This window comes from Alteromonas sp. 14N.309.X.WAT.G.H12, from assembly GCF_036697315.1.
GTDB lineage: Bacteria > Pseudomonadota > Gammaproteobacteria > Enterobacterales > Alteromonadaceae > Alteromonas.
In genome coordinates this window covers 33,778-35,730 of record NZ_JBAHZB010000030.1, presented here as the reverse complement: position 1 = coordinate 35,730, position 1,953 = coordinate 33,778, and the positions used below count along the sequence as shown (strand labels likewise).

The window sequence follows — 1,953 nt, the reverse complement described above, 5'->3', positions numbered from 1 at the left end:
AATGCGTGCCTTACCCCTGTGGTACCGACAGCGTGTAGCGGAGAATGCCCGTCGAAAAAGCAAATTAAGTCAACAGGGCTTAAAACCTGAAATTATGGATGTGACTCCCGAAGAAGTGGTCAAGGTCATGACAAAACATCAGGTGCAACGTCTTATTCATGGTCATACCCACCGGCCACAGATCCATATGTTAACGGCCAATGGTAAACCGGCCACCCGCATCGTGCTGGGTGATTGGTATGAACAGGGGTCCGTACTTACAGTCAGTGCAGATGCAGTACATCTGGAAAACCGGCGTTTTAACACTACTACGCCCTAGCCCTTATTTTCCTCTCCGTCGCTAATAGTCTTTCCCCAGTCGTGCTGTCACTACACTGACATAAATCGTTCATTGTGCCTTAACCTAATTGTCACGCAAGTCTTCTAGGGTAAACGATGACCCAGATACGGGAAGTCCACTATGAGACCCGGGAACACGATGTTCACACACCACTTCGTGTTCACCCTTTCCTGATCTGACGGCAAACGGCTACATTTCGCTGGCCAATAACAAGATTAAACTAGGAATACACAAATGAAACTCAACTGGAAAGTGACCGCGAGTGCGTTGGCATTGGCGGTCTCATCTGGCTTGCAGGCTGATATCCTCCCAGCCTATCAAAGCGACAGCGCCTGGTTCACAGACGCCCAAAACAAAATCGAAGAAAAACTGCATATCGCTAATAACTTTAAGGCGAAAAACGTGATCCTGTTTGTCGGTGATGGCATGGGTATTTCCACCCTCACCGCATCCCGTATTCGCAAAGGACAGCTAGCCGGTGAACTGGGTGAGGAAGGCTATTTGGCCTGGGAGCGATTCCCCAATACCGCCTTGGTAAAAACCTATAACGTGGATGCACAAACACCGGATTCTGCCGGTACCATGACAGCCATGATGTCAGGATTAAAAACCGATGTGGGCGTTGTCGGTGTTGATGCAGATATTGAACGGGGTGAATGCGCTACCGTCGCAGGCAATGAAGTGATCACCGCCCTTGAACTAGCAGAAATTAAAGGCCTCGCCACGGGGATTGTATCCACCGCACGCCTTACCCACGCCACCCCTGCAGCAACGTATAGCAAGTCAGCGGATCGTAACTGGGAAGACATTTCCGATATGCCAGAAGAGGCCGTCACCGCAGGTTGTGTAGATATTGCCGACCAGTTAGTCCATTTCGAAGCCTTAGTAGAAGCCCGCTATACCGGCGTAGATGTTGACGGCATTGATGTGGCAATGGGCGGTGGACGCCGTCATTTTCTGCCCAACGATGCCACTTACAACAGTGCCGATGCAGTCAGTGAAATTGAAGGTGACCGCACAGATAGCCGGGATCTCATCGCAGAATGGCAAGACATCTACAGCGAGGGCCAATATGTCTTCGATCAAGCCGGTTTTGATGCCATCGATGCCGACACCACCACTCGTCTTTTTGGCTTATTTAACGAGTCTCACATGCAATATGAAGCGGATCGGGCAAATGATGTGGCCGGCGAACCTTCAATTACGGAAATGACCACCAAAGCCATAGATATTCTCGATAACAACGAGAAAGGCTATTTTCTAATGGTTGAGTCAGGACGCATTGATCATGCCCACCATGCCGGAAATGCGTCTGGAGCGCTTTCAGAAACCCTGGCATTTGAAGCCGCCGTACAAGCCGCTATCGATGCAACTGATGAGTCCGACACCCTTATTTTAGTGACCGCCGATCACGGTCATGTTTTTACCATTGCCGGTTATCCTAAACGTGGTAATCCCATTTTAGGCAAGGTGGTTAATGTTGGCGCAGAAGAGCCAGCTGAAGCTGCCGACGGTATGCCCTACACCACCGTCGGTTACATGAATGGTCTTGGTTTTGCCGATTTAGGAACAGAAACCGATTCAGACGTCATTTACGCACAAGACATCAATGC

2 pseudogenes are annotated in these 1,953 nt (G+C 49.9%); both read left to right on the top strand.

The features are described 5' to 3' along the window. Nucleotides 1-319: pseudogene (locus tag V5298_RS10195) on the top strand (UDP-2,3-diacylglucosamine hydrolase); the annotation flags it as partial. Nucleotides 320-574: 255 nt separating this feature from the next. Further along, a pseudogene (locus V5298_RS10190) lies at nucleotides 575-1,953 on the top strand (alkaline phosphatase); the annotation flags it as partial.